Annotated in this window: 19 protein-coding genes; 10 read left to right on the top strand and 9 right to left on the bottom strand. The window is 58.8% G+C overall.

The window, feature by feature from the left end:
* Positions 1-3 precede the first annotated feature (3 nt).
* Both M9Q49_RS21825 and M9Q49_RS21820 read right to left on the bottom strand, forming a co-directional pair.
* Positions 4-933, bottom strand: coding sequence for a DoxX family protein (locus M9Q49_RS21825; RefSeq protein ID WP_254510953.1), 930 nt, complete (start codon positions 931-933; stop codon positions 4-6).
* 381 nt (positions 934-1,314) lie between these two features.
* Positions 1,315-1,794, bottom strand: coding sequence for a hypothetical protein (locus M9Q49_RS21820; RefSeq protein WP_254510952.1), 480 nt, complete (start codon positions 1,792-1,794; stop codon positions 1,315-1,317).
* A 462-nt stretch (positions 1,795-2,256) separates the two neighbouring features.
* Here M9Q49_RS21820 and M9Q49_RS21815 point away from each other — a divergent pair, with 462 nt between their 5' ends.
* The 8 genes from M9Q49_RS21815 (at position 2,257) to M9Q49_RS21780 (ending at position 10,802) form a co-directional block, all read left to right on the top strand.
* On the top strand, positions 2,257-2,892 hold the full coding sequence (locus M9Q49_RS21815) for a hypothetical protein (RefSeq protein ID WP_254510951.1): 636 nt from the start codon (positions 2,257-2,259) through the stop codon (positions 2,890-2,892).
* Positions 2,893-2,925: 33 nt separating this feature from the next.
* Positions 2,926-4,728: a hypothetical protein gene (locus tag M9Q49_RS21810; protein ID WP_254510950.1), complete on the top strand. Its 1,803-nt coding sequence runs from the start codon at positions 2,926-2,928 to the stop codon at positions 4,726-4,728.
* Positions 4,729-4,880: 152 nt separating this feature from the next.
* Complete coding sequence (ffh, locus tag M9Q49_RS21805) at positions 4,881-6,383, top strand: signal recognition particle protein (RefSeq protein WP_254510949.1); 1,503 nt, start codon at positions 4,881-4,883, stop codon at positions 6,381-6,383.
* Positions 6,384-6,612: 229 nt separating this feature from the next.
* Positions 6,613-7,986 (top strand): hypothetical protein, encoded by a 1,374-nt coding sequence (locus M9Q49_RS21800; protein ID WP_254510948.1) that lies wholly within the window; start codon positions 6,613-6,615, stop codon positions 7,984-7,986.
* Between the two features lie 561 nt (positions 7,987-8,547).
* Positions 8,548-9,033, top strand: a complete 486-nt coding sequence (gene rpsP / locus M9Q49_RS21795) for a 30S ribosomal protein S16 (RefSeq protein WP_254510947.1) — start codon at positions 8,548-8,550, stop codon at positions 9,031-9,033.
* 12 nt (positions 9,034-9,045) lie between these two features.
* A complete protein-coding gene (trmD, locus tag M9Q49_RS21790; RefSeq protein ID WP_254510946.1) occupies positions 9,046-9,828 on the top strand; it encodes a tRNA (guanosine(37)-N1)-methyltransferase TrmD in 783 nt (260 codons plus the stop codon).
* A gap of 41 nt (positions 9,829-9,869) precedes the next feature.
* Positions 9,870-10,289 carry a 50S ribosomal protein L19 gene (gene rplS, locus M9Q49_RS21785; protein WP_254510945.1) on the top strand — a complete coding sequence of 140 codons (420 nt, stop codon included), beginning with the start codon at positions 9,870-9,872 and terminating at the stop codon, positions 10,287-10,289.
* A gap of 66 nt (positions 10,290-10,355) precedes the next feature.
* Positions 10,356-10,802, top strand: a complete 447-nt coding sequence (locus M9Q49_RS21780) for a YraN family protein (protein WP_254510944.1) — start codon at positions 10,356-10,358, stop codon at positions 10,800-10,802.
* A gap of 6 nt (positions 10,803-10,808) precedes the next feature.
* Here M9Q49_RS21780 and M9Q49_RS21775 read toward each other — a convergent pair whose 3' ends face one another.
* The 3 genes from M9Q49_RS21775 to M9Q49_RS35805 all read right to left on the bottom strand — a co-directional run bounded on the left by M9Q49_RS21775 (position 10,809) and on the right by M9Q49_RS35805 (position 13,895).
* Entirely contained in the window at positions 10,809-11,627 is an 819-nt protein-coding gene (locus M9Q49_RS21775; RefSeq protein ID WP_254510943.1) for a ParA family protein, read from the bottom strand.
* Between the two features lie 101 nt (positions 11,628-11,728).
* Positions 11,729-12,808, bottom strand: coding sequence for an LOG family protein (locus M9Q49_RS21770; protein ID WP_390844568.1), 1,080 nt, complete (start codon positions 12,806-12,808; stop codon positions 11,729-11,731).
* A 94-nt stretch (positions 12,809-12,902) separates the two neighbouring features.
* Positions 12,903-13,895, bottom strand: a complete 993-nt coding sequence (locus M9Q49_RS35805) for a DMT family transporter (RefSeq protein WP_254510941.1) — start codon at positions 13,893-13,895, stop codon at positions 12,903-12,905.
* Between the two features lie 199 nt (positions 13,896-14,094).
* Between M9Q49_RS35805 and M9Q49_RS21760 the strand changes: the two genes are divergently transcribed.
* The gene (locus M9Q49_RS21760; protein WP_254510940.1) at positions 14,095-15,195 is read left to right on the top strand and encodes a retroviral-like aspartic protease family protein; all 1,101 of its coding nucleotides are present in this window, start codon (positions 14,095-14,097) and stop codon (positions 15,193-15,195) included.
* 74 nt (positions 15,196-15,269) lie between these two features.
* Here the strand turns inward: M9Q49_RS21760 and M9Q49_RS21755 are convergent, their stop codons facing one another.
* The 4 genes from M9Q49_RS21755 to gyrA form a co-directional block, all read right to left on the bottom strand.
* Positions 15,270-16,061, bottom strand: a complete 792-nt coding sequence (locus tag M9Q49_RS21755) for a class I SAM-dependent methyltransferase (RefSeq protein WP_254510939.1) — start codon at positions 16,059-16,061, stop codon at positions 15,270-15,272.
* Positions 16,062-16,073: 12 nt separating this feature from the next.
* Complete coding sequence (locus tag M9Q49_RS21750; RefSeq protein WP_254510938.1) at positions 16,074-16,673, bottom strand: DUF4126 domain-containing protein; 600 nt, start codon at positions 16,671-16,673, stop codon at positions 16,074-16,076.
* A gap of 105 nt (positions 16,674-16,778) precedes the next feature.
* Entirely contained in the window at positions 16,779-17,339 is a 561-nt protein-coding gene (frr, locus tag M9Q49_RS21745; RefSeq protein WP_254510937.1) for a ribosome recycling factor, read from the bottom strand.
* Between the two features lie 89 nt (positions 17,340-17,428).
* On the bottom strand, positions 17,429-20,038 hold the full coding sequence (gene gyrA, locus M9Q49_RS21740; RefSeq protein ID WP_254511878.1) for a DNA gyrase subunit A: 2,610 nt from the start codon (positions 20,036-20,038) through the stop codon (positions 17,429-17,431).
* Positions 20,039-20,747: 709 nt separating this feature from the next.
* On the opposite strand from gyrA, the gene M9Q49_RS21735 reads away from it, so the two are divergent.
* Positions 20,748-21,122, top strand: a complete 375-nt coding sequence (locus M9Q49_RS21735) for a response regulator (protein ID WP_254510936.1) — start codon at positions 20,748-20,750, stop codon at positions 21,120-21,122.
* Positions 21,123-21,196 lie beyond the last annotated feature (74 nt).

Below are 21,196 nucleotides of genomic sequence, written 5' to 3'. Positions count from 1 at the left end.
ACCTTAGGCTCCTTTGGCTGAAGCCAGCGCGGGCGCTGGTCGAGAGGCTGCTGAATTTTTGGCGGGCGTATTGGCTGCAGGTTTGCGAGTCATGCGTCGCAAGCCGGTGATCACGTAATCCAAACCACAGAACTGACCAGCGCCGAGGGCCGCGAGGGCCAGCAGCGTGAGCATTTCGACAAACTGATTGAAGATCGGCGCTCCGCCGTAACCGGGCCACTGCGAGGCACACACGCCAGCGAGAAAGATCGCTCCAGCGATCGCGGCCACGCGAGTGAACAGGCCGGTGATGAGGCACAGCCCGATGATGAGATCGAAGTACGGGACCACGGCGTCCATGAATTCGGTATCGCCGAAGCGTTGGCCGACCTTGCCAATCTTCAGCACGCCATGCCGCAGCATTTGCTTGTCGGTGGCGATTGCGTTCATGTCGTTCTGGAGATCGATCCAGACTTTGTCGACAAAGGTGAGGATCGGCATCTTCAGGGCGTTGCGATCCGATTCGATACGGGCGTCGTGCGCCTGCATCGAAGTCATGGCCTGGCGATAAGCGACATTGCGATCGGCGTCGCGGCGATCGAGCTGCTTGTAATATTCGTCGATCTCGTCGCGCTTCGAACCCAGGTAGGAGTTCATCCGCTTGCTGTAATTCTTGACGAGCGTCTCGGCTTTCTTCTTCTGCTTATCATCGAAGCCGAAGTGGCTGGCAGCTTTTTCCTCGTAGTTTTTCCAATGAGCTTCGGTGGCTTTGGAGTTCATCCGCCACGTGCCATCGATATCCCAGACTCGGCCGCGAAAGGCTTCGGCCAGCGGGCCTTTGGCATTGGCAAAGAATGGACCCGAGAACGGCTTTTTGTCCTTTAGCTTGGTGGTCCCTTCCATGTAGAAGTGGATGCCCACGCCGACGCGGAGGGCGACGATCGCCGCGACCACCCACCAACCAACAGTAACGCGATAAGTACTCAGGGGAGAGGCTCCTCACGGACGCGTTCGCACTCGTCATGGGCCATGGCGTGAGCCAGGGACGACACGAACGGAAAAATTAGACAGCTGTCTGGGGAATCCGCCATTATGCCCAGGAATCGGCGGTTCGCCAACTGCCAGCGGTGGGAGAAGTTTTGAGTTTTGAGATTGTAGTTCTGAGACACAGAACTGCCCGCACAAGAAGAAGCCCGCCTTCCTACGTAGGCCGGACCATTGGTCCGATTGGAAGCGGGGATGAAGTTCTGAGTTCTGAGACAAGAGAAACCTTGCTCGCAACTTCCTGTCTCAAAACTCAAAACTCAGAACTCAGAACTTTCTTCTTCGCTCCGGCTAATCGCCGGTGCCGATGTCGGTTTCGTAAGCTTCATAGATCAATTCGTTCTCACGCGATTCGTGGTCGCGCAGCGCTTGATCAAATTCCAAGAACTCAGGTCCGAACCAAAGGGCCAGCGTGGCGAGTTGTTCGCAGTGGATCAGCCGTTCGGCCCGATCGACGATGTTGGTGAGTTCTAGATACAAGGTGCGGTGCTCGCTCCGCAAATTTTCAGCCGCATAGCTCAGCCGCGGCGCGACATCGACTGGATCGTCGAAATAGCCGTAGGCTTCTTCCAGGGCAAAGTGCAGGGCCAGTTGATCGCGCATTTGCGAGAGGCGATCGACCAACATTCGACAGTTGGCCGGAGAAATCGGCCGTTGGCAACGATGGCGGAGTTCTTCCAGCCGGTGCCAGAGCTCGGTGTTGACTTCCTTGATCTCCTGCAGAAACGCCGCATTCACGGTGACGGTGCGGGTCATCACAACGCTGCTCATGGGAACCTCCTTCTCGCAGCGGCTCAGAACGAACACGCAGCGACAAAAGGACCGAGAGCAGCAACGCCTTGTGCCAGCCAATTGCGATGTGCCAGCGAGACAAGGAGGCAAGCCGCGGAACCCGGCCCAACCCTCAAACTAATGGGCTGAACAGCCCGTAATACGTTTGCTTCCGCCTGGGATTTCGAGCCGCCGTTGCCGAAGCAGCAGCGACCGAAGTGACTAATCGAGAGCACGATCAGCCAAGCGCAAATCTAGACCTGTGACTGCATCGAGTCAAACTTTTTCTCGGCAAAAATGTGGCGACTTCCTGCCAGCAAAGATAGAGCCATTCCGTGAAGCAGCTTATAAAAGTAATGCAGTCTGCGTATTCGCAGTAGCAGCACGGGTGGGCACTGCATTTATCATTTTTATTTTTCTGCCCGCATGCGGGGGTTCGCCTGACGAACCCGAGGAGCTTTTATGACTCATGAGATTTGGGAGCGGTGGCGGTGCATCATTGCCCTGCTCCTGCTGTTGCTGATCGGCAACAGCGGCTGTGGCAACAAACAACTCGAAGACCTGGCCGCGAAAGCGAAGCAAGGCATCGAAGGAGCCAAGAAACAAGCGAACGATGTTTCGCAGAGTGTCCAGAAGGGCGCTCAAGAGATGCAAAAGCTGCCGGGGGCAGTCGCTGCCGTAACTGCGGGCGATATCAAACTGACACTCGATACTCCGCTCAACGCCACCACCTGCGCCGCGCGCTTCCTCGCACCCGCCAATGGTCGTCCGGGCGTCTTTCAAATCGGCACCAGTGTAACCTCGGGACCGAAGAGCTTCCCCGCCGTGTTCATTCACGCGCCGACCACTGCGGCCAGTCTGCAAGGACTCGTGGGTCAAACGATTCCCGCGCAAGTCTTCGTGGCGAAGAGTGAATCGCAAGGACATTTTCAATCGACGGCAGACAAGCCGGTTCAATTGCAAATCATGAAGCTCGAAAACAACATCGTGACCTGTCAGCTCCAGGCCGCGGAACTCACCAGCCTCGATCCGTCTCCCACTGGCCAGGCACTGACCGTGCCGGTCGCGGGAACGCTCGTCGGCGCGGTGCAGCCCTAGTTCCGCCATTTCACTTAACCTGGAGAACCATTCATGAATCGATACTCTTGTGTTGCGCTCGTCGCCCTGTGCTTTGTGGTGGGCTTGGCGAATTTGTCCGCCAACCCAGCCACCAAAACTCCTGAAACGCTGTTAAAAATCTATCCCGGCAAAGAAGTCGCGAACGACTACCTTACGCTTGACTACAAGGTGATCTCCGAACGCTATGCTCGGGCCAGGAAAATCGCCGATGAACTTGCCGGCAAACTCGCTGCCGACAAACTGACTCTCGGCGATGCCAAGCAAATCGCGCCGCTGTATTTACTCACGGCGAAGTTGAAACGCGATGCCGATTATCTCGCGTTGCGTGGCGAGGCTTCCGGCCACGACCTGGCCTTGCGGGTCTCCACTTACAACAGGTTGATCGAAAGTGTCGTTGCCAAAATTCTCACGCTGCCGGGAATGAGCACCAAGTCTCCTCAGGCTCAACTTGAGAAGTCGCATGCGGCGGGCCTGAAGCAGTTGCCACGCATCGAAGCGCTCGTCAATCAGCAAAAGTTCGTGCAAGCTGAAGGGGAGTTGTTCGAGATCCTCGACGAAATGTCGTCAAGCGCCGTTTGGTTTCCGGGGGCCGATCTCCATTTAATGTTCAAGCCGTTCCTGCGCGACTTTCCTCAGCCTCGTCAGCAGCGCCGCGATCAGGCCCTCGCCGATCTGCAGGACATTATCGACAAAGCGCCCAAGGTGGCTGATCTGAAAAACGAACTGACTCAAGCTGCCACCCAAATCGGCGCCACCGGTCAGGTCTCTGCCGATGGGAAGATGTTGAGCGGTCCGGAGTTTCTCGCCGCCTGGCAATTGAAATGGCCCAAGGTGCAAGCCGGTCTCCAGCGAGCCGCCATGGCGACTTGGACCAGCGACTTCATTCGCGATTCCAACCCGAATCAATATCAGACGCTTGCCGCCGCGCAGGAGCAATTCGCCAAATCACTCCCCGGTTTGCTGGCAGCCATTGTTAGCAGTGATGCATTGCGCGCCGCTGCACCCGACGCCAGCACACTCTATCCGCAATACGTAGCCGCAGCGGCCGGCTTGTGCGCGATTGGCTCACGCCAAGAGCTCGATACTGCGTTCACTCCAGCGCTCACTGCGCTCGCGACCAAAGCCGGCCTCGACAAAGAAGTCGCCGCTTATCGCACTGCCATGGAACCGCTTCTCGGCTGGAAGCGATTCCTTGCTCGCTCGCAGGCCAAAGCACTTGCGACCAAAGCCGAGCCTGTGCACGACTGGCTGACGAAAGTTGCCGGCCCACCGGCCAATCCGCAGACGATTCTGCCGGAACGGTCGAAGCACATTTCCCGTGCGCAACTGGTCAACTCTGTCGATCAGGTGCTACCTGCAATTCTCCCTGCCGGTCCGGCGCCCACGATTGTCGTGACCGATATCGTGCCGATCAGTCCTGGCAATCAGCGCCGCGTGGCCCGCTATCAACAGCGCGTGTTCGCTCTCATCGGCACTGCACCCGATGCAGCATTGAAGTCGGCCGGTGATCAACTCGAGCAGCAGCTATTGGCCACTCCCCAACAGCCCCCGTTGTCGCTCGATGCAGCCACCTCGCTCGCCACCGCACGGCTCGGCATTTTCGAAAGTGCTGCCGGCCCCGTCGACCAAGTCACGATCGAGCCGTTCTTAACGCGGTTCATCACGTTGCCCGACGAAGGGGGCGCCCTTCTGCCCCTCGGCCCGCTGCCAACCCAAGGGATCGATATGACGCCGCCAACGCAGTTCCTCAGTCTCCGCTGCGATATCGGACAACCTCAATGGTTGCAGCACGAGTGCTTTGTGCTCGAGAAGTGATTATGCCGGGAGGGCAAGCGGGAACTTCGCCTGCCTCGCCCTCTCAAGCCATTCCAGCTCCGTTCCCCTTACGATGTGCGGGGCTCTTCGTCTAAAATCGGTGGTTTCGACCAACGCACATTGCGGCTTTCTCCCGGCAAAGACTGATCCTCATGTTCGAATCTCTGCAAAACGGCCTGTCGTCAGCTCTCAAAAATCTGGCAGGCCGGGGGAAGCTCTCCGAAGCGAACATGCGCGAAGGCCTGGCCATGGTCGAGCAGTCGCTGCTCGAAGCGGACGTCGGCTTCGATGTGGTGAAGGATTTCGTCGGCAGCGTCAGCGAACGGGCTCTCGGCGAAAAAGTGCTGCTGGCCCTTAATCCCACGCAGCAGTTCATCAGCATCTTTCGCGATGAGCTGACGAAGATTCTCGGGCCCGTCGATTCGGCCCTGCATTTGAAGGCCAATGGCCCGACCGTTCTCATGCTCTGCGGTTTGCAGGGTTCGGGCAAGACGACCACCTGCGGCAAGCTCTCGCGCTTGTTGCTCAATGAAAAGCAAAAGCCATTTCTCGTCGCGGCCGACTTGCAACGTCCGGCGGCCATCGAGCAATTGCACGTCATCGGCCGGCAACTGGGAGTGCCCGTTTATTCGGAGCTCGGCGCGCAAGACCCCGTCAAGGTTTGCCAGGACGGCGTGAAAAAAGCCAAGGAAGCCGGCTGCAATGTGGTCATTCTCGATACGGCCGGCCGTTTGGCCATCGACCAAGAGTTGATGGAGCAACTCGTTCGCATCGACAACCGCGTGCAGCCCGACCAGGCCTATCTGGTGGTCGACGGCATGACCGGTCAGGACGCGGTGAACTCGGCGAAGGCGTTTAACGAAGCGCTCGAGCTCGACGGCGTCATCATGACGAAGCTCGATGGCGACACTCGCGGCGGTGCGCTCCTCTCAGTGAAGCACGTCACCGGCGTGCCGATCAAATTTCTCGGCACCGGCGAACAGCTCGACGCCCTCGAAGCCTTTCGGCCCGAAGGGATGGTCGACCGCATCCTCGGCCTCGGTGACATGGTCGGCCTGATCAATGTCATCAAGGATCAGGTCAACGAGGAAGAGCAGAAAAAGCTGCAAGAACGGCTGCAAGCCGGGCAGTTCACGCTCGACGACGTTCGCAAGCAGCTGATGATGGCCCGGTCGCCGGGCTTGATTCAGAAGATGATGATGATGATGCCCGGCATGGGCGAAATCAGCAAAATGATGAAGGATTCGAACGCTGAGAAGGGAATCGGCCAGCAGATTGGCATCATCGACGCGATGACCAAAGCCGAGCGCCGCAATCCGAAGCTCATCGACCCCAGCCGCCGCAACCGCATCGCCAAGGGGGCCGGCGTGCAGGTGCCGATGGTCAATGAAGTGATCAAGATGTTCGACATCATGGGCCCGCTGGTAAAAGGGATGGCCGGCGGCGGCATGGGAAACGCCTTGAAGATGATGCAGCAAATGCAAAGCGGCGGCGCCTTTAACCCCGGCGCCCAGCTGCAAAAAGCCAAGGGCGATACCGGCAAGCGGATGACCCCACAGCAGCGCAAGGATGAAGCCAAGAAGCGGGAAAAGATGCTGCGAAAGCTGAAGCGGGATAAGAAAGATCGCAAGCCGGGCGAGAGCGGCGACGAGTAGTCCGCAAGTGATTTCTGAGGATCCGTTTGCTTCGATTTGGTCGAGCCGCGGACGGCCTGATAGCCGGTTATCGAAGGCTGTCGAATTCTGAGACCCCGGTGTCACCGGGAGCCAATTTGAAATCTGTGCAAATCGCCTAGTTTGCCGCTTGTGTCAGCTTTAGGGCGAGTCTACGCTTTTGGTCACTTGCTGGGTATCTGCACACCCGTTATTTAGAAAGTAGTGACTGATGATTCTCCGCTCGAAGAAGGCTGCGCCCCGTTCGAATTTTCGCCCTGTTCTGGAATCGCTCGAAAGCCGGCTGAACATGGCCGGAAATGTCGTGGCCTCGGTCATAGGCCCCAACCTCTACATCACCGGCGATGCCCTCGCCAATGAGTTGCGGATCGAAGGCGTTCTCGCCGGCACGGTCGAGGTGGCGGGCGTTGGCACCTCGCTCAATGGCACGGCCAACGGCCAACTCACTGCCGCGGGCATTCAGAACATCTTCATCGACCTGGGGGATGGCGACGACACCACGACCTTTGTCCTAACGGAAATTGCTGGCGCGCTCAGCTTTACCGGCGGCAATGGCGACGACCAGCTCCGCTTTGGCGAAGACAACGGCGATTCCAACTCCTTCGGCAGAGTCACGGCCAACATGGGCGCCGGCAACGACCGAATCGACGTCGATGACGCCCGATTCGTGGCGAGCAGCGCCTTCATCGCCCTCAATGGCGACGGCAATAACAGCACCGATCTCGATCCCACCGTGGAACTAGTGCTGGGCCTGACCTCGATCACCGGCGGCAGCGGCGAGGACTTCATCGACCTCGGCGACACGCGGGTCACCACGGGATTCATCACGGTGAACAGCGGCGAAGGCCGCAACAGCTTCTTTCTCGACGGCAACATCACGGTCAATGGCGGTATGCTCGTGACTGGTGGCGCTGGTTCCGACAACTTCGAGCCAGGTGACTTTGGCCCCAACCCACAATTTACCGTGCTAGGCTCGATTACAGCCTCGTTGGGGGATGGCACGAACTTCATCGAATTTGCTTCGGAGCATGCAAATGTCAGCGGGGTGGTTTCCATCACCGGCGGTTCGGGAAATGACACGTTCGACTTCGACACCGACTCCTTCGATGCCCTCGCGATTACGCTCTACCTCGGCGCTGGCGACAATGAAGTGCTGATGAACGAGGGAGCCACGACGGTTCGGACCAACCTGACCATCAACACGTTGGGGGGCGCCGATGAAATCACCGGGTTTGGCCTGGACGTGCTGGGCGCGACGTACGTGAGCACCGGTGAAGGAGCCGACCTGATTCAACTCGACAACTCGCGGTTCCGCGGCGCTGTGACCGTTACGACGGCCGGCGGCAACGATACCGTGAACGTCGAAAACGGCAACCAAAATGACGGTATCGGTTCGCGGTTCGATAGCGTGGTATCGATCGACCTCGGTGCCGACGCCGATACGATCCGGCTGGGAATCGACGCCAACGACTTCGTCCGCACCTTCAGTTCGGTAGTCGTCAACGGTGGACTGGGAACCGACACGCTGACGAACAGCGCGTTCAACGTCTTCGCCTTCGCCCCAACGGTGCTGCAGTTCCCGTAGGCGTCGAACGATCGATTGATGTCTTCGCCACCGGCATGCTGCCGGTGGCCTTTGCCATAAAAAACCTTCGCTCGCGAGTTTTATAACACCTTGCGCACTTTTCAAACGTGCGAAAAGCAAATCAGGTTCGTCACTTACGTCAATTTGGTCGCAAAGCTGTATAACACTTTATAACATCGCCGTTTTTGAGGTGCTGTGCCTGATTCCTGGATCGTAAAGCTCTTTAAGACAGTGATTTACGGCGATTTTTACGACTGCCATCCCTTATCTCCTCGTTGGCAAATATAACCCCGTTATAACCCGCCATAACCGCTGTATAACGGGCAATTGATTCGCCAGCGAATTAATTCGGGGCTGTCGTCGCCAACGAAAATTGCATGGATGTCCACTTATCAAATCAAGCGACCGACTCCGCCCCGTTGTCTTACCCCAAAGGCACCATACGTGGGAAAATTCCCGCGAAAATGCCCTAATTAGGGCTTTCGCAAACCGCGGAATCGCTGCACAATACCGGATTCCCTACGGCCCAATCGGCCACGCTTGCGAGCGAGGGAACCATGCGTGGCATCGCTCGATGTCACGGGTACATCTGGCAACGAGCTGGGTACCGGCAACGAGTTTCAAGGAGTTTTGGCAGTGGCAGTTAAGATTCGTATGAAGAAACTGGGGCGGAAGCATCGTCCCTATTTCCGCATTGTTGCGATCGACTCGCGGTCCCCGCGTGACGGCAAGGTGTTGGAAGAACTCGGCAGCTATGACCCGATGGTCAAAGACACCGACGCTCGTGCCCTGCTCAAGGGTGAGCGGATCAACGCTTGGATCGCCAAGGGGGCTCTCCCTTCGGACAACGTTCGCGTTTTGATCAAGAAGTACGGCCTGAATGGCTCGCACCTGGCCCAACAGCAGGCCGCGCTCGAACGGTTGAAGGTCAGCCGTCCAACCGCTCCGGCCCCGTGGGCCCCGCCGCCGAAGCCGCCAGAACCCGAAGCGCCGGCTGCTGAAGCCCCCGCCGAAGGTGAAGCCGCTCCTGCCGAGACCGCGAGCTAAGGACGGGCGTCAATGCGCTTCGACGTGCTGACGCTCTTTCCCGCGATTTTCGCCGGGTTTGTGAGCCAGAGCTTGTTGAAGAAGGCGATTGACCGGCAACTGCTGAGCGTGCATTTGCACGATATTCGGCAGTGGTCGAACGACAAACATAACAAAGTGGACGATCGCCCTTACGGCGGTGGTCCGGGCATGGTGCTGCGGGTGGCGCCGGTCGTCGAATGTGCCGAAGCGGTGCAGACGATGAGCACGCCGCCGGGCAAGCTGATTCTGCTGTCGCCGCAAGGCCGCAAGTTGGATCAGCGGTTGGTGGAGGAATTGGCGCAAGAGCCGCGATTGCTGTTTTTGTGTGGCCGGTACGAAGGATTCGATCAGCGGGTGAGCGACATTCTCCAGCCGATGGAAGTGTCACTCGGGGACTATGTCCTCAACGGCGGTGAGGTCGCGGCGATGGCCATCATCGAAGCGGTCAGCCGGCTCATTCCCGGTGTGATCGGCGACGACGATAGCCAGGCCTTTGACTCATTTTCCTCCGGCAACCGGTTGCTTGATTTTGCTCAGTACACGCGGCCTCGCGAATACCGAGGCCACGCAGTTCCCGAGGTCCTCCTCGGCGGCAATCACGACGAAGTGGCCCGCTGGCGAGCCGAACAAAGCTTGAAAAAGACGACCGAAAAACGAACTGACCTGATCGAACCAAGCACCCATCAGCCCCAAACGCCAAACGCCAACCAACCGCGGAAGACTCTGCGGACAAAAGCGAAACAACAACCGCCAACTGATGCTGGCGAAACCTAAACCAACAAACCAAATCATTTTTTGAAACGCTAGGGATCACCATGAGTGACGAAGCAAAGAAAGACAAACCTCTGAAGGGCCAGGCGTTGCTCGCCGCTGTGGAACAACCCTACTTGAAGGAAGCCGCCCCGAAGTTCTCGATCGGCGACACCGTCGACGTGCACATGCGGATCTTGGAAGAAATCGACGCCAAGACGAAGAAGCCGAAGTACCGGATTCAAACGTTCACCGGCACCGTCATTGCCCGCAACGGCAGCGGCAGCCGCGAGATGTTCACCGTTCGCAAGATCGTCGGCGGCGAAGGTGTGGAACGCAAGTTCCCGCTGCACTGCCCCGACCTGCAAAAGGTCGAAGTGAAGCGCTCGGGCGTTACCCGCCGTGCGAAGCTCTACTACCTGCGCGATCGCGTCGGCAAGGGCGTCAAGCTGCGTGAAAAGAAGGTTCTCAAGTCCGACGCCTAAGTCGGCCTGTAGAGATCACGAACTTCAGCGAGGATCATTGGTGCCCTCGCCTGCGTTGAGGTCCTCATGTCTGTCTGGCAACGGCTGGGCGACCTGATTGCTGCGAGTACGCAGTTTCTACAAACGTGGCGCAACAAATGGTTTGCGCCACTCTCTTTTGGTCAGCTAGGCGAACGAGCCGCGGCCAAGTATCTCCGCCGCCTGCGCTACACGATCATCGCTCACGGCGAACGAGATCAGTTCGGCGAAATCGATCTGATTGCTGTCGATGGCCGAACCGTGGTCTTCGTCGAGGTGAAGACCCGGAGTGCTCACGATGGCGGTCATCCCGCTGATGCGGTAGATGCTGAGAAGCAACGCCGCTTAACTCGCGCGGCCTCGGCTTATCGCCGTCGCCACGACTTGATGGAAACGGCGGCCCGCTTCGACGTGATCGCCATCACCTGGCCCGAGGCTGGCAAAGGCCAGCCGGTGATTGAGCACTTCAAGAATGCATTTGAAGCGCGGGATTGAAACGCTTTACGCGGCGCGGCGGAGCTGCGGCATTTCGGCCACTGCCATCTTGAGGACTTCGGCGGCCAGGTTGCGATAGTCGTCAGCGCCCGGCGATTGCGGAGCGTATTGAAAGATCGATTGGCCGAAGCTCGGCGCTTCGGCGAGGCGGATATTGCGGCGGATCCGCGTTTCAAACGCCTTGGCGTTGGCGGCAATTCCGAGAGCCTGATCGCCCTGGAAAAAGGCGGTTACGTCGCTCGATACTTCCGCGGCCAGCCGCGTGCCGGAGTCGTACATGCAAAACAGCACGCCGCTGAGTCGCAGGTTTTTATTGAGTCGCTTGCTGACGATCTCGATCGTCTTCAGTAGCTTCGACAAACCATGCAGCGCGAGAAAGTGCGGCTGCAGCGGCAGGAAGACTTCGCGGACCATGGTCAGGGCGTTGATCGTCAGCACCCCCAGCGACGGCGGGCAATCGGCGATGATGTAATCGAACTGCTGATCGTCCTGAGCGAGCTTGTCGCGAAGAATCACTTCACGGCCCACTTCGCTAGCGAGTTCCACTTCGGCCGCCGCCAGGTCGAGATGCGCCGGCAACAGCCAGAGGTTGGTGTCGATCTGCTGCCGCACTTCGGGAAACATGGCTTCGCCGGTCAGCACGTCGTACACCGACGGCTGGCCGTCCCGCACCGATACGCCCAGGTGCAACGAGGCATGGGCCTGCGGATCGAGATCGATCACGCACACCTTCTTTCCCGCCGCAGCCAGGGCTGCCGCCAGATTGACCGTCGACGTGGTTTTGCCCACGCCACCCTTTTGATTCATCACCGCAATCGAACGCATGGCCAGTCTCCGAGGATCCGCGAACCGCGCGGAGTTTAGAAGGATGCGTTGCGGAGAGCTAGATGGAAAGTTGACATGCTAGCGAAGGCTCAGCCAGCAGCTTATTTGTTCCCAAATCGCGTCGGCGCGATCTCGCCCAGGTTGATGCTATCAATCAGCAACCGCAGCCGGCCGAAGTTGCGGCGGTTGAAGGTGAAGACCAAGCGGGCTTTTTGCAGCAGATCGGGTTCGTCTTTTTCGGCTGGCAGCATGTCGCGCTGCGTGAATTTTCCTTCGACGAGAATGTCTTTGAAGTTGGCGTTGATCGCATCGAGCAGCATCGGCTCAAGCGGCTCGTTCAGTCGCAACACCAGGTCGCGCTTCACATACCGCATGCTGTGATAGACCTTGAAGAACTGCAGTACTTCTTGCAGCGCGACTTCGTAGTTGTCGCATACTTTGTAGAGGTACTGGTCTTCGGGCGAGATCAGCCGATTGCCGAGCAAGTGCGTGATCAGGAACTGATTGAGATCGGCCCAATACTTCCCGCCGGGGGGATCGAGCAGTACGACCGGCACCATGTCGCGCTTGCCGGTTTGCAGCAGCGTGATGACTTCCATTCCCTCGTCGAGCGTGCCGAAGCCGCCGGGTAAACAGACGACGGCATCGCACTCCTTCACGAACATCAGCTTGCGCGTGAAGAAGTACTTCATGTGCACGAGCTTATGGTCGTCGCGAATGACGGGGTTGGCTTCCTGCTCGAAGGGGAGCATGATGTTGAGCCCCATCGAGTGCTCGCGGCCGGCGCCTTGATGGCCGGCTTCCATGATGCCCGCGGCGGCGCCGGTGACGACGAGCCATTCCTGCTCGGCAAAGGCCCGGCCCAGTTTCACCGCTTCTTGATAGGAGGGTTCTTCCGGCTTGGTGCGAGCCGAGCCGAAGACGGTCACTTTTCGCCGCTTGCGATAGGGCGAAAAGACCTTGAACGCGTAGCGCAGTTCTCGCAGCGTGCGGCTGATGAGTTTCAGGTCGCCGCGACTGCTCCCATCGGCGGCCAGCTTGTCAGCCGATTCCTTGATGGTTTGAATCAGGTCTTCAATATGCCGCAGGCGGTCGTCGTCGGAGCCGGTGGCGGCTCCTTCGGGGTTGAACCGGGGAATCACCGGGTCCGGCAACAATTCATCGTCGTCTGCCACAAACATCTCCTTCGCTAGCGAGTCGTTCCACGAATCGCCCGTTGGCCAGATTAGCCGCAGGAATTATACAACGCTCAGGTCGAGCACTTAAGTGGCTGACCTAGTCGTTGGTCTTGTTGGCCAGGCGCTGGGCAGCATCGATCTCGGCGTGCGGTTGACGCGTGAGAATCGCCAGGCCGAGAACGGTGAGTCCCACGCCCGCCGTGAGCGCCGCCGATGCGGGCTCACGAAAAATAAGGACGCCGGTGAGCGCTGCGAGTGCGGCCTGAGCGGCGTTAAGAGCATTCGCATAGACGACGCTCGTCAACTGCAAGCAACGTGTTAGCGCCACGAACGCGACCGCATTGCAAATGCCGGCGAGCAACATCATCACAAAGTCGAACTGGTCGGTAGCCAGCATCGCGCGCACGCCGACTCTTTGCACCGACAGCAAGCCGAGGCTAATCATGCCGACGATCGAAACGGTGAGCAGCGTCGCCGGCAATGTGGCTCCGCGCTGAATGCAAAAACGGATCACGACATTCAGCACCGCATAGGCGAGTCCCGAGCCGCAGGCTGCCGACACGCCGAGCGCCAGTTGCCAGGGGTTGGCCGTCGCCTCGACCAATAAGCGCTCGCGAGCTTTATCGGCGCCCAGCGATAGAACAGCGATCGATAATAAGAGAACGCCCACCGCCGTCGCGGCAGTTAAGCTGATCTTCTCATGCAACCAGATGCGACTGAGCAGCGTCGATCCCACGATCATTCCGCCCAGCGACAGCGGAACGGTTAGCGCCAAGCCGATCTGACCGAGGGCATATTGGAACGAAGTATTCCCGCCCAGTTGCCCGACTAACGCAGCGCCACCAATGGCCAGCCAGATCGATAACTTCGGCAAGCCTTCGCCGCGACGGAGCGAAACGATCAGCCATGGCAACATGCAAGCCGCCGTGGGAACGGCTTTCATTGCCGAGACCCAAATCGGATCGCAATCGCTGACTGCCCGTAAAAAGCCGTTCGCCGCCGTATAAACCACGGCTGAAGCGAGGCCGAAGAAAGTCCCGAGCCAGCGCTGCGATGTCAAATGTGGAGAGGCAGGGGCAGAAGCGTTCACGGCGGGCAGTCGGTGTAAGGCGGGCGCGGCAGGAGAGTGAGGCAGCCATTTAATTTATCTGTTTATTGTACTGAAATTTCCTTGGCAGCAGCGTTCCATACACTTTCAGTGTTAAGCGTAAATCCCTGGAAGCAGGCCGTTATTCCAAGTAGATTGGTGAGGTCATTGATAGTGTGATCCCGCCTCTGAAGGATGAGTTATGAAGTCGCCAGCTTTGCTCATGTCTTGCCTCACTTTCCTCGCGCTCCTCAATCAACTGCCAGCGCAAGAAGCGGCACCTACCGGAGACCTGAGCGCCGCCGAAGCCAAAGCCACGCTCGAGGCGGCAGGCTTCAAGGTGAGCGTGACCGGCATTTCTCTTCAAGCCGAAGCCGACTTTGCCAAGATGGTGCGCGACGTCTTCGCAGTGCGCAAGACATTTTTGGCCGTCGAAAAAGAACTGGCCGCCGCCGAAGCGGAAGTCGACCAAGTCGATGCTCAGATCAATCAGCTGAAGACAGAAGAGATCAAATACAACTCGGCCCTCGCCGCTGGCGGCTTGACGATCGAAAATCACAATCGCCTGGTCGGCGCGCTGAATGCCCTTTCGGGTCAACGCGATCTCGGCATGCAACAGAAAAAGAAGTCGGCGGAAAAGGTGAAGGATGCCCGCGCCAAAGCCAATGAATCGCGCGAGGCCTACATCGAAAAGCTCCTCAGCCTCCGCACCGAAGCGGACAAGGTGCAGGAATTGTGGTCGAAAGCGTCAGCCGATCCAAAGAATCAAGCCGCGCTCAACAAGGTCAACGAGGTCCTAAAGAAGCAACTCAACTTCAAGCCCACGGCGGTCTACACTGCGGCGGAGAAACAGCTCGCCACGTATGAGGACAAGGTTCTCTCGGAGAATATCAAGCTGCGCGACGACGGCAATCAGTTGTGGGCCTCGGTCGTCGTCAATGGCAAGCACACCAAGGATTTCGTCGTCAGCTCTGGTTCGGCCTTCATCGGCATTCCCTTCCCCATGGCCAAAGACATGGGCCTGGAACCGACCAGCACCGATGAACGGATCTCGCTGGTGATGGCCGACGGCCGCGAACTTCCGGGCTACTTGAAAAAGGCAGCCAGCATCCGCGTTGGTAAGTTCAGTGTGGAAGACGTCGAAGTCGTCGTCCTCGATCCCGCCGCGATCGCGGCCAATCCGGTGCTCGGTATGTCGTTCCTCGGCAACTTCAAGTTCGAACTCGACAAAGCCCGCGGCGCGCTGAAGATGGTGAAGATCGACGCCGAAACGCAAGGTGCGCCGAAGAAGGATAAGAAGTAAGAGGTCTTGCTCCCTCGCCCCGGTACTCCGGGGAGAGGGTTGGGGTGAGGGGCTGCGTTTCGTTCGCCCCAACCTTAGTCGGCCTTCTTCCGCAAGATAAACACCGTATCCGAAAGCTCGTTATCGAGCTTCAACGGATGATCGATCTCATAGCAGAAGTCATACACATCGCAGAGTTCGAACTCTGGCACTTCAGCCAATTGCTGTTTGATTTGCGCTGCGGTGTAGAGACGGAATTCGAACTCACTGGCCAGGCGCAGTTCTTTGTGCCCGTTGCGGACGAGCATCGTGGCCCGCAGTTTTTCTAGCCGTTTGCGGCGGTTGAAATCGAGCACGCGGAGGGTGAAGACGACTTTGGTTTTCCCTTTTGTCGCGGTCCAGCGTTCGAGACTCTCCTCGTCGGCATCCGGCGGCAGCAGGTGCAAGCCGAGGATGTAGATGCCTCCCGGTGCGAGTGATGCGGCCACGCTTTGCAAATGACTGCGGGCCGATTCCGCCGTGGTCAGATGGCGGAAGGTGTTGAACGTGCAGATCGCCGCGTCGACCGGTTTCTTGACGGTGAAACTCGTCATGTCGTCGCGATAGATTTCGGCCTTCAGCTTCTTCTTCGCAAGTTGCTTTTGCAGATAATCGAGCGACATGTCGCTCGTATCGAAGCCGACCATCGAGAAGCCGCGCTTGGCTAGTTCCACGATCAGCCGGCCACCGCCGCAACCGGGTTCCAGCACGCGTTTGACCGGCCGCTGTGCATATTTCGCGAACGCCGCCGCCAGAAAATCGGCTTCGGGTTTCGTATCGTCCTGAAAGGCCAGGTCGTAGTACTGTGGGTAGTCGTACCAATCGGCCAATACCGGGCGGCTGAGCATGCGGAGTCGCTTCTAGAGGAGCAGTTGCTTGGGCGGAGACTTTTCAGCGACCGGATCGCTAGCCGGCCGACGATTCACGAGGCGATACAGAACATAGCTGATCAGCGCGAGCACGCCGAGGGCTGCCAAGACCGGCAGCACGATGGCGAGAATCGTCGTGCCCGTTGCACCGACGGCTTCGACGGTCGACACCATGAAATTCGCCGTGCCACCGGTGGTTGCTGTCGAAGCTCCTCGCAAGAGCACCGTGCCCGTCTGCACCACGCCCGCAGCGCCGCCGCCGGCGATCAAGGCCACGCTCCACTGCATGAGCGGCGACATATCGGTGACGACCGAGGCAGTCAAAATCGTGCCGGCTACCACGGCGGCCGGCGTGGCCATGGTGTCGAGCACGTTGTCGAGCCAGGGGACATAGAAGGCGATGATCTCGATCACCGTGGCCACGCCGAAGCAAACTAGCGCGGCCGGCGAACCGATCCACTCAAAGCCGTGGGCAAATTGCAAATGCCCGGCCTGGGCCGCGATGCTCAAGCCGAGCATCGGCACAAAGATCCGAAAGCCGCACGCTGCGGAAAGACCGACACCGAGACAAATCGACAACAGCCATTCCATCGCAGGATTGGTCCCTCGCGATCAAGAAATAGAAACACCTTGAAAGCTATTCGCGAACCAACGACCAATCTTGTCTCAGAACTCAGAACTGCCGACGGAGGAGTGCTATTCCCCCATCACTTCCGTCTCGCGAGCCTTGGCCATTTCGGTCGCGGTGTTTTCATACTGCTTGGTCAGCTCTTGAATCTGATCCTTGATGGTCTTGCACTCGTCTTCGCTCAGCAGCTTGTCCTTCTCTTCCGTGTCGGCGGCTTTGTTGCCGTCGCGACGGACGTTGCGGATGGCGACCTTGCTTTCCTCGGTCAGTTCCTTGATGCGAGCGACCAGCTTGCGGCGGGTTTCGGTCGTCAGCGGGGGAATGTTGAGGCGGATCACGCGCCCGTCGCTCTGCGGCGCAAGCCCGAGGCCGCTGGCGATGATCGCCTTTTCGATGTCCTTGATCGTGCCGGCGTCGTAAGGGCGAATGACGATCTGCTGCGGCTCGGGGGCGCCAACCGAGGCGACCTGCTTCATCGGCGTGGGCGAGCCGTAGACCTCGACCCGCAGCGAATCGACCAGGCCCGGGTTCGCGCGACCCGTACGAATGCCACCGAGCGCGTTCTTCAGCACGCTGATGGCTTTTTCCATGCGTTCTTCGGTATCGAGCAAAATATCGTCTGCAGGCATGATCCAACCTCGAGAAGCAAAAACAAATTCAACCGCCAGTTTTCATAGTATCGTTTTAGGCGTGATTTCACCACGGGCGGTGACAATCACTAAGTCGCCGGAGCTGGCGGCGGAGTTTCTCCAGCTGCCGGTTCCGCTTCTTCTTCCTTGGCCACGCGGACGGCGGCGACGATGGAGTCTCCTTCGTCGAGCGACATGATTCGCACACCCTGCGTGTTGCGGCCGATGACGCTGATGTCGCCGGCGGCGAGGCGTTGGAGCTTGCCGCGGGCAGTCATCATCAGCAGTTCGTCGGTTTCGCGCACCACGGCGACGGCGACCACGGGACCATTGCGGTCGGTGGTCTTGATGTCGCGCACGCCCATCGTGCCGCGGCCCTTGGTTGGGTAGCGGTTGCTCGACGATTCATCACCCTCGGCCTCCGGCTCTTCGACCTCGGCAACGGGTTCGGCGGCTTCTTCGCCTTCGGGCAGCTCGCTTTCAGGAACATCCGGAATGCTGCTGTTGGGGCCGATCGGCGTGCGCTTGCCGTAACCCTTTTCGCAGACCGTGAGGAGCGTGGCATCGGGGTCGGCGACGACCATGCCGACGCAGGTGTCTCCCTTGCGAAGCTTGATCCCCTTTACGCCTTGCGCGTTGCGGCCGCTGCTGCGAACCGTCGATTGCTTGAAGCGAACGGCTTGTCCCTTGGCGGACGAAAGAATCAGTTCGTCGCCGGGCTTGCCGATCGCGACGTTGACGAGCTCGTCACCTTCCTTGAGGTTGATGGCGATGATGCCGGTCTTCTTCGGCCGGCTGTATTGCGCGAGGGGCGTCTTTTTCACCAAGCCGTTGCGGGTGGTCATGATGAGGTAATGATCGGGCAAGTCGTAATCGCGCACCGCGAGGCACTCGGCTACTTTTTCCCCTTCGGCGAGGTTGAGCAGATTGACGATCGCTCGCCCCTTCGCGTCGCGCTTGGCTTCGGGCAGGTCGTAGACCTTCTGCCAATATACTTTGCCCATGTTCGTGAAGAACATCAGGTAAGCGTGCGTGCTGGCGACAAACAGGTGCTCGATGGGATCTTCATCCTCGGCATCGGCCCCCTTCAAGCCCTTGCCGCCACGGCGCTGCGCCTTGTAGACGCTCGAAGTGGTCCGCTTGATGTAGCCCTTGTGCGAGAGCGACACGACCATGTTTTCTTCGGTGATCAGATCTTCAAGATCGACGTGGCCGATCTCGGCGCCACTCAATTCGGTGCGGCGTTCCTCACCGAACTTCTTGCGAATCTCGAGCAGGTCGTCGCGAATGATCGCGCGGATGTTGGCTTCGTCGGACAAGATCCGCAGATACTCGCCCATCTCCTTCAAGAGCTCGGCGTGTTCGCCGCCGAGGCGTTCTTGTTCGAGATTGACGAGCTGACCGAGCGTCATCCGCAAAATGGCATCGGCTTGCACCGCAGTCAGACGGTAAGCATCGGCGACGCCCCGCTCGGAGGCGAAGACCTTAAAGCCTTCGTCGCCGAGGGCCCGTTGCATCATTGGTGCGGGGCATTCGACGTTCATCAAACCGGTCTTCGCTTCGGCCACCGTGCGCGACTGGCGAATGATGCGGATGATTTCGTCGATATTGGCCAGCGCGAGGAGCAAACCTTCGATGGTGTGCTTGCGCTTGCGGGCCTTGCTGAGCAGGAACTGCGTCCGGCGGCGAATGACCGTCACGCGATGCCGGATAAATTCTTCCAGCATCTGCTTCAGCGTCAGCAGACGCGGCTTGCCGTCGACGAGGGCGAGCAGATTGATTGAAAACGAATCTTGCAGTGGCGAGAACTGATACAGCTGAGCGAGGACCACCTCGGGATCGGTCTTGGTCTTCAGCTCGATGACAATGTGCACCGGCTGCTTGAGATCGCTGTAGTCGGTGACGCTGCTAATGCCCTTGATCTTGTCTTCGTTCACCAGGGCCGCGATTTTTTCCATCACCACATCGCGGAGAGCCTGGTAAGGGATCTCGGTGATGACGATGCGGAAGCGCTCCTTCTTGTACTCTTCGATCTTGGCCCGAGCGCGGACGATGATCGTGCTGCGGCCCGTCATGTAACCGCGGCGAATGCCCGCGCGGCCGCAGATCATGCCCCCCGTGGGAAAGTCGGGGCCAGGGACGAGCTCAATCAGTTCGTCGATCGAGACATCGGGCTCATCGATCACGCGGACCATGGCATCGCAGATTTCGCGCAGGTTGTGCGGCGGAATGCTGGTGGCCATGCCGACCGCGATCCCTTGCGTGCCGTTGACCAGCAAGTTGGGAAACTTGCTCGGCAGCACGGTGGGCTCGAGATTGCGCTCGTCGTAGGTCGGCAGGAAGTCGACCGTGTCGCGATCGAGATCCTCGAGCATCATCGAAGCGACGGCCGACAACCGGGCTTCGGTATACCGCATGGCGGCTGCAGGGAGACCGGCGATCGAGCCGAAGTTTCCTTGCTTGTCGACTAGCACATGGCGCATGTTCCATTCCTGGGCCATGCGGACGAGAGTCGGATAAATGACGGCTTCACCGTGCGGGTGATAGTTACCGCTGGTGTCGCCCGAGATCTTGGCGCACTTCACACGGCCGGCAGTAGGGCCGAGATTGAGGTCGTTCATCGCGACCAAAATGCGCCGTTGCGAAGGCTTCAGGCCGTCGCGCACGTCCGGCAGCGCGCGGCTCACGATAACGCTCATCGCGTACGTGAGATAGCTATCCTTGAGTTCGTCTTCGATCGGTTGGTCGGTGGCCCGATCGCGAAAATCCTTGGGAGGAAGAGCATCGCCAGCCGCATTCGGATCAGTGGGATCCACTGGGGGCAAATCGTCGTCAGCCAAGACCGAGTCCTTTCAAAAACAGCAGCAACGGCGAGCCAGAAAACCCACCGGCAGGAGCGCCCGAAATTAGCCTGAAAATGCTTCCCAAATCAGCGCTCGCAGAAGGCTCGAATTTTAGCAAATTTCGCGAGCAATCACAAAGGGGCGATCGCAGTTTGCGGTCGCCGCAACTGGTTGAAATCAGGGCATTTGCGACACGTATTTCGCTGCCTGTTTCAACCCCGGCTCGAACGCTGTCGCCGGCCGCCGATTTCGCCACTTCCAAGGGTGCCCGCCGCTGCCTATTTTCGAAAATCCGTCGACCGAATTTGAAATCCGAAAAACGGCAAGCATACTGAAATCGAACGATAGCGACGGCGAACAACTCAACCTGCTGTCCCCTTGGTAGCTCTCTAAAGGCAACTAAGGGGACAGCTCTCGGTTTCTTGACCTGGCAGTGGCGGCACTTTCTCTTTCAGGCCGCATTTTTCCGCCGGAAAACTCGCTTTGACACGCCGGCTGGCGGCAGCTATTCTCCCCACCCGCCCGAACATCCCGCCGACTGATTTACTCCGCCTTGGAGCCTGCCGTGCATATCGTTCCCAATACCGATTCTCCCAGCGTGCTGTTGGTCGAGCCTTCGCCAGAGACTCGCGAAGTGCTGGCGACCATTTTGCAGCTGCGCGGCCTGCGGATTTTTGAAGCCGACGAGCCGCAGCGGGGGCTCGAACTAGCTCGCGAGGAACGGCCTGATGTGATTGTGCTCGACTTCGATCAACCGGCCGTCGACGATCGTTTGCAAAACGAGTTCGCCGCCGAAACCCGCCAGCCGAACAGCGGCTTGATTGTGCTCGGTACGATTCGCCCAGATCAATCGACTTCCTCCAATCGTTTCATTGCCAAGCCGTTTCATTACGGCCCGCTGGTGCAGACGATCGAACGGTTAGTGCGGAAAGCCGCGTAGCGCGCGTCACTGCGAGTTTGTTAGGATGGCTGGAGAGGGACGAAGAGAGGAAGAGACGAAGAGCTGAAGCAACA

The sequence above is a fragment of the Anatilimnocola floriformis genome (assembly GCF_024256385.1).
GTDB classification, from domain to species: Bacteria; Planctomycetota; Planctomycetia; order Pirellulales; family Pirellulaceae; genus Anatilimnocola; species Anatilimnocola floriformis.
This window is presented reverse-complemented; position numbering and strand designations above follow the sequence as displayed.